5 protein-coding genes are annotated in these 7,192 nt (G+C 74.6%); 1 reads left to right on the top strand and 4 read right to left on the bottom strand.

The features are described 5' to 3' along the window. Window positions 1-122: 122 nt before the first annotated feature. The 4 genes from DVH02_RS34295 to DVH02_RS35815 are packed head-to-tail and all read right to left on the bottom strand — an operon-like array spanning window position 123 to window position 6,179. Window positions 123-1,457, bottom strand: coding sequence for a hypothetical protein (locus tag DVH02_RS34295; RefSeq protein ID WP_199566523.1), 1,335 nt, complete (start codon window positions 1,455-1,457; stop codon window positions 123-125). Continuing rightward, window positions 1,454-3,319, bottom strand: coding sequence for a tetratricopeptide repeat protein (locus DVH02_RS34290; protein ID WP_114627726.1), 1,866 nt, complete (start codon window positions 3,317-3,319; stop codon window positions 1,454-1,456). Before DVH02_RS34290 ends, DVH02_RS34295 begins: the two co-directional genes overlap by 4 nt. Beyond that, window positions 3,319-4,584 carry a hypothetical protein gene (locus DVH02_RS35415; RefSeq protein WP_158575988.1) on the bottom strand — a complete coding sequence of 422 codons (1,266 nt, stop codon included), beginning with the start codon at window positions 4,582-4,584 and terminating at the stop codon, window positions 3,319-3,321. The genes DVH02_RS34290 and DVH02_RS35415 overlap by 1 nt, the downstream gene beginning before the upstream one ends. Further along, the gene (locus tag DVH02_RS35815) at window positions 4,581-6,179 is read right to left on the bottom strand and encodes a hypothetical protein (RefSeq protein WP_199566522.1); all 1,599 of its coding nucleotides are present in this window, start codon (window positions 6,177-6,179) and stop codon (window positions 4,581-4,583) included. The genes DVH02_RS35415 and DVH02_RS35815 overlap by 4 nt, the downstream gene beginning before the upstream one ends. Window positions 6,180-6,370: 191 nt before the next feature. Here DVH02_RS35815 and DVH02_RS34270 point away from each other — a divergent pair, with 191 nt between their 5' ends. After that, window positions 6,371-7,168, top strand: a complete 798-nt coding sequence (locus tag DVH02_RS34270) for a hypothetical protein (protein WP_114627723.1) — start codon at window positions 6,371-6,373, stop codon at window positions 7,166-7,168. Window positions 7,169-7,192 lie beyond the last annotated feature (24 nt).

Raw genomic sequence — 7,192 nt, 5'->3', positions numbered from 1 at the left:
CCACCGTGTCGCGCCCCCACTTACCCCCCCATGCCCCCACTACGTCCCGTTTCACCGTGGCCCGGGTCGCGTTGCCGCCGTCGTGTCGTCCCACACCGCCGTGCCGCGTCACACCGCCGTTCTCATCGCAGTCCCACCGTGCTGATCAGCGCGAACGCGCCCCACAGCACCGGCGAGTGCTCGACCGTACGCAGCTCCCGCCACGCGGCCAGCCGCTCCCGCTGCCAGCGGCCGTGGGCCGCTACCGCGTCGTCCGCCTCGTGCGTCGCGTCGATGGCGAGGATCGCGTCCTGGAGCGGCCGGGACGTCGGCGCGGTGCCCGCGAGGCGGTGGAAGGCGAGGTCGGTGGGGAGGGTCCAGCGGCCGGTGGTGACGGTCTCGGCGCCGCCGTGAATCATCGCGGTGGCGAGCCCGAGCGCCTCGACGAACCGCAGGTCACCGCCGCTCTCGCAGGCGATGAGGGCCACCCGGCCGGGAATGGGCCACAGCTCCGCGCCCGAGCGGGCCCCACCGCTGCCACCGCTGCCGTCGCTACTGCCGTGGCCGCCGCCGCCGTTGCCGTCGAGACCGTCCGTTCCCGGCACGAGTCCGTACGTTCCCAGCAGCAAGTCCTTGGCGGACAGCGGTCGGTGGGAGCGCAGCGGCGGCGCGAAGCCGCTCGTCCCGTCTGAGCACGACAGATGCAGTTGGGCGTTCTCGCTCAGCCCCGACGCGGGCGCGGCGGCGGTCACATGGCCCACGTAGAGCAGCCTGCCGGCGCCCTCCCGCAGCGCCGCGCCGAGCCAGTCGCGGTCCAGGTCGGTACGGCGGAACGCGTCGGCCGGGTCCGAGACGGCGGGCCGCCAGCGGTCCTCGGCCGCGTACCCGGCGACCATCCGCGCGACCGGCGCCCCGGGCCCGATCCGCCCCAGCACCGAGCCGAGGGAGGAGTCCGCCCGGAACCCCGGCACCCGGGGATCGAGGACGCCGATGACCGGCAGCCGCCGGGTCGCGGCCCAGGGACGCGAAGGACGGCCGGGCGCGTGGATGACGCTCGCCTGCGCGAGCAGGCTCAGGTCCGCGATCTCCATCAGCCGCACCCCGGGGTCGGGCGCCAGCAGCTCCCACGGGACCTGAGCGGTGCGCGGCGACGGCTGGATGCGCAGATGGGGCCGGACGCCGCGCTGGTACAACTCGTACAGCTGCTTGGCCAGGCCGTACGGGAGGAGGGTGCGCGACAGCAGCTCCGCCAGGGCGAGTTCACCGCTGTACGAGGCGAGGGCCCCGGTGGTCAGCGCCCGGTCGAGTGCGGGGGAGGGGCCCGGCAGCGCGGTGGCCAACGCCGCCAGCGCGTGGTCGAGTTGGCCGCGCGGGACGCGGCCGACGCCGGTCGCGGCGAGGTCGTGGGTCCAGCGCCAGGAGATGTAGAGGTCGCCCGCGTCGGCCATTCTGATCAGGGCGGTCGGGACGTCGCTCACCAGGTCCGCACCTTTCGCGCGTCACGTATCCGCCCGCCGTACCGGGCCTCGGCCTCGGCGAGGTACGGCTCCAGCGCCACCGCTCCCGTGCGGTCGAGGATCAGCCGGGGCGGCGGTGCGACCAGCAGGCCCGCTTCCGCCGCGACATCGGCGAGGGCCGCGCCGAGCCGGAAGGTGTCGGTGGGCGGGCCGTCTCGCGGGGTGTCAGGAGCGGTCGTCTGTACGGCGTCCTGTACGGCGTCCTGTGCCGAGTCCTGTGCCGAGTCCCGCGCCGAGTCCCGCGCCGAGTCCCGCGCCGAGTCCTGCGCCGAGTTCTGTACGGCGTCCCGCGCGGAGTTCTGTACGGCCTCCCGTGTGGCTCTCCCCGGATCGGGAAAGTCCAACGGATCCAGAAAACGCGGGGGTTGGGGCGCGGTCCCGTCGTCCGACCCGGTGTTCGGGCCGCCCGCGAGGGGAGTGCCCGCGAGGGGAGTGCCCGCGCACTGCGACTCGATCAACTGGGCGACGAGCGGGCCCGCCCCCGCCCGTACGGCGAGCCGGAACGCCAGCCGCATCGCGGGCGCCGCGATCTCCTGGTGCCACCGTTCGCGCTGGGCGCCGTTGACGAGGGTGAACCGTACGGCGTCGATCGCCAGCGCGGCGGGCACGGCCAGCGCGACCGCCCTCCCCAGCAGGGCGGCGCCTGGGCCCGGGTCGGTGCCGGGGGCGGGGCCAGGACCGGGGGTGCCGGGACTGGGGGTGTCCGGCAGCCGGTCCGCCAGCAGCACGGCATGGAAGTAGTCGGTCTGGGCGCGCCGCAGCCCGAGGCCGCTCGCGGTGAACGCCTCTTGCGCGAGGGAGAGTTGCCGCTCGCACTCCTCGTACCTCGCTGTCGCGTGCAGCGCTGCGGCCAGCCGTACCCGTATCTCCGCCGCCGCCACCGGGGCCCCGGCCTCCTCCAGCCGGGCGAGCCCCCGTACGTACAGCTCGGCGGCGCGCGTGTGATCGGCGTCGAGCGCGGCGAGCAGCCCGAGCAGATCGAGGCCGATGCCGCTCTGGCGTCCCATGCCGGCCTCCTCGAAGAAGACTTGGGCGGCATCGAGCAGTGAGCGCGCCTCGTCCGTCCGGCCTGAGCGCAGATACAGCTGGGCCAGGGCCTGCTGGGCCTCGGCGGCCCCGGCGAGGGTCCCGGCACCCTGAAAGGCGCTGAGCGCCTGGTGGGCGAAGTCCTCGGCGAGCGCGGTCCTTCCGGTCGCCAGAGCGATGGCGGACAGATTCAGCAGCGGGCGTCCGGCCAGCTCGGGACGGTGTCGCAGGACGACATCGAGCGACTCGGTCGCCAACTCATGTGCGCGCGGCCATCGTTCGCGCTGGATGGTCAGCTCGGTGAGGGCGACGAGACAGCCGATGAGCAGATCTGCGGTGTCGGAGTCCGGCGGTGGGGCCTCGCCGTCCCGGGCGGTGGTGAGCAGCGCTCGTGTCTCCTCCAACGCCTCCTGTCCGCCGTCGAAGTCGCCTGTGTGCAGCAGGGCTTGGGCCATGTTGACCAGAGCGGAGGCGCGCAGGATCCGTCCGGCGGGCTCCGGCAGCGGGTCGCACAGGGCGAGGGCGGCACGGAACGAGCCCACCGCCACCGTGTGATCGCCCATCCGGTCGGCGGTGGTCGCCCGATTGATCAGGGCCTGGGCGTGTACGGCCTGTACGTCGGGGTGGTGCGGTGGCGTGTCGATACGGGCCGCCGCTGCCGCTGCCCGGTCGAACAGCTCGCGCGCGGACGGGAATTCGCCCCGCAGGAAGGCTTCGCCGCCCGCGTCGACCAGGGCGGAGACCTGGGCGAGCGCCTCTTCGCGCGCCTCCCGGCGGGGCGGCGGCGTCGCGTCCATCAGAAGTCCGATTCGTCGTCGGCCGCGGCGGCGATCTCGGCGCGCAGCAGCGGGGTGGCGGAGGGCGCTCCGGAGAGCCGGTGCCGTACGAAGTTCCGTACGCGGGTCCGTACGGCTCGCCGCGCCGCGCGGTCCTCGTGCGCCGCCGCCTCCTGGTGCGTCGCCCGGTCCTCGTCCGGCAAGCGTGGGGGAGTGCCGAATCCGGGGAGGTGGAGGTCGACGGTCAGTCCGCCGGTGTGCGGATCCGGCAGCCCGGCGCTGCCGAGCCAGAGGTCGTCCACCAGCCGCAGGCCGACCTCCAGGGGACCTGAGGCTCCGTCGACTGTCGCCCGGGGGGTCAGCCTCGGGTCGACGGTGGCCGGTCCCGGGGCGGCGACGGCCCGGACGGTGAGCGTCGTGCGCGCGGACGCTCGTACGACCTCCCAGGACACGGCGCGTTCCGAGGCGTCGATCAGGCCGGGCGGGTAGCGGCGCCAGTCGGAGCCGCCCGTACCGCGCGAGAGTGTCATTCCGTCCGCCTCGGCCGTCGCGGCTGTCGTCGTCGCCGGGCCCGCCGCGAGTGCGTAGTCGGTGGCGCGGGGTGCGGAGTGCGGACGGTCGCCGACGGGGGCGGAGCCTTCCCCTGCCCCTGCCCGTTCCCGCTCCTGTTCCCGCTCCTGTTCCTGTTCCTGTTCCCACTCCCACTCCCCCTCCCTGTCCTCGGCGCCGAGGAGCAGGTCGCACTCGTCGGTCAGTTCGCCGATCTCCGCCGCCAACAGCCCTTCGTCCAGCGGCGGTACGGCATCGATCACGGAGGCCGGCCACCACCGTGCCGCCCAGTGCGCGAAGGCCAACCGCCGTGCGCTCGCCAGTAGTTCCGGCAGAGCGGGGGCCGCCGGCGCCCGGAGGTCCTGGAGGCCCTTACCGGCGGCGATGGCGGACAGGGCGATGGCGGACAGGGCGATGGCGGACAGGGCGATGGCGACATCCTCGCCGTACACGGCCCACAGCCAGTCCTGCGCCCGCACCGGGTCGTCGAGCACCGCCACCGGCAGGGCCTCCAGCGCTGTCACACTCCAGGCCAGATGGCCGCCCGCCACCTCCAGCACGGCCACGTCCACATCGGGTGCCGCGTCCAGGACACTCGGACCCGTGCCCGTGCCCATCCCCATGCTTGTGCCTGTGCCCGCGTCGGTATCGGTGCCGGTGTCCGGGGGCGTGTTGAGGGGGGTGACGACGCAGAGCCGACCGTCTTCCACCCGCTCGATCCGTACGGGCGCGCTCACGAGGCGGTCCCGTGCCCGGCGGGCAGCGCGCTGAGCGCCTGCCGTACCCGGCTCCGGTGGTCCAGGATCACCGAGCGGGCCACCCCGTCCAGGACATCCCACAGTTCGTCGACGCGTCCTATCGGCGCCTCCCGTACATCCCGGCCGTGCAGCCGGGCCCACAGCCGTCGCAGATACGCCCGCCACGGGGTACGGAGATCCTCGGCGATCCGCGCGAGCGGGCCCTCGCCCGCGCCTCCCGGATCCACGGCCAGCCGCCGCGCCCGCAGTACATAAGCCTCGCGCCGCCAGCGGCTGTTGACCGCACGGTGCGCTCCGGTCCCGGTGCCGGTGCCGGTCCCCGTCCCGGTGCCGGTGCCGACCTCCGACCCCGTTCCCGCACTCGCCGCGGCCGTGTCCGCGTACGGCGTGCCCAACGGGCTCAGCCCCAGGGCGAGTCGCGCGCCCACGGTGGCGGTGACGCGCAGCGACTCGTCCGCGAGCGCCCAGGGCGCGCAGCTCCGCGCGATCTCCCGGCGCACCAGTTCGGGGACGGGGGCGAGCGCGGCCCGGTCGTGCGAGGTCTGCAGCACGGTGAAGATCCGCTCGTGGACGGTACGGTCGAACGGCGCCCCGAGCGCCGCCGTGGAGACGGATCCGCCGCCCAGCCGGGGCCCGACCGGTACGGGCCGCCCCGTCAGCCCCAGCTCCCGGGCCGTCGGCAGGCCGGTGGGCGCCGGTCCGCCGTCGTCGTCCCACAGGGCGAGCCCGGCGGCCGTCCCGGTCCGGTCCGCGACCAGCCGCCCGAGCGCCCGCTCGCCGTCGTCCCGCCGACCACCGGCACGCGGCGCGCAGGCATCCAGCACCGCCAGCACCTCGCGCACCGCCAGCACCTCGCCCACCTCCCGCACTTCGCGCACCTCCGGCACCTTGCCCACCTCCCGCAGTTCGCGCACCTCCGGCACGAGGGCCCCGCGCACCGCACCCCCGCGCACCGTGCTCGCGCCCGCCGCACCCCCGCGCACCGCACCCTCGCCCGCCTCCCGCACGCGGCGCTCCGCCCAGGCCCGTTCCAGCGCGGCGGCCAGCCCTGCCGCGTGTCCGGGGTCCGTCACGTACTCCCTGAGCGCCCGGGTGGTACGGCCCCGGGCGGCGTCGTGCACCTCCCGTACCGCCTCCTCTGCGGTCGTCCGGCCGGTCGCGGGGTCGGGCGGTCCGAGCGTGGTGGCCAGTTCGAAGCAGAGCTGGAAGTAGAGGTCCTGCGGATGCCCCTCGGTGATCCGCAGCCCCCGGCGCACCTGCTTGAGCAGGGCGAACCAGGCCGCCGTGGCGCGCAGGGTGTCGCCCGCCGCCATCATCAGCGTGGCCAGCAGTGCCGCGCCGTCCGCCGTCACGAGCGGGCCCGCGCACGGCGGGTGGAGGACGGGCCGGATCACCAGCGGGTCGAGGAGGAGCTTCACCGTACGGCTGAGCGGCCCGCCCTGGGGGCCGCTCAACGGGCCGACGCCATCGAGCCGTCGCCACACCTCGTCCATCACCATCGCGCGCGGCCGGACGGCGCGCGGTGGCGCGCTCGCCCCGGCGGCCCGCGTCTCTGTCCCCGTCCCGGTCCGCATGGGCCTCAGGCTATAACCGGTCCTCCTGAAGCCGGTCCTCCTGTAGCCGGTCCCCCTGTAGCCGGTCCCTCCTTAGCCGGTCCCCGCGGCGCCGAACCTGGGACTGGTAGACGGGTCCCGCGTTCCTACTGTCCTCGTATCGGCCGGTCGGCAACGGCGAAGGCCCCCTTCGGGAAGGACGGAAAAGGAACATGAAGAAGCTCATCCGCGTCGCTGCCCTGCTCTTCCTCTTCGGCTCGGTCGGCCACTACGTCTGGTACGGACTCACCACCCCGGTGGACGACGGGTTCGAGTTCGTCGCCTGGGTCGGTCCGCAGATGGTCGCGCCGATCCTCGCGTTCAGCCTGGTCCCGATCGCGCTCGCCTTCACCCGCGACAGCGTGATGTCGGCGCTCTCCGGCCGCAACACGGCCGCGTACCGATCCGCTCCGGTCGGCGTGGGGACCGTCACCGGCAGCCGCGCCACCGGGATGACGCTGAACGACCAGCCCGAGCTGCGGGTGGAGTTGCTGGTGCAGCGGGCGGACGGTACCTCCTTCGCGTCGTACGCGCGGATGGTCGTACCGGTGACGGACCTGCCGCTGGTCCGCCCGGGGGCGGTGTTCCCGGTGCGCTACCTCCCCGACCGTACGGACCGGGTGGAGCTGGACCTCTCCGGTGATGTCGCCACCGCCCAGGGGGCGCTCAACGAGGTGATGATCCGGCAGGGCGTCACCACCCGCGAGAACCTGGAGATCGCCGAGCGCGGTGTGGCCGCACAGGCGGTGGTGCGGTCACTGGAGGTCGAGGGCGAGCTGCGCGGCGGCAACCCGAAGCTCGCGATCGGCCTGGCGGTCACCCGCCCCGACGGCTCCATGTACACGACCAGCGTCGAGAAGTACCTGCCGCCGCGCATGGTTCAGCAGGTGCAGGTGGGGTGTGTGGTGGGCGTGTGTTACCTGCCGGAGAACGAGTCCGCTCTCGTGCTCACCCTCCCGGCCAACGCGTGAGCCGGGGGAGCGGGCGGAGCGGGC

The organism is Streptomyces corynorhini (genome assembly GCF_003346515.1).
In the GTDB taxonomy this organism is placed as follows: Bacteria; Actinomycetota; Actinomycetes; order Streptomycetales; family Streptomycetaceae; genus Streptomyces; species Streptomyces corynorhini.
The sequence above is the reverse complement of the archived record's forward strand: the minus strand, read 5'-3'. Positions and strand labels throughout refer to the sequence as shown.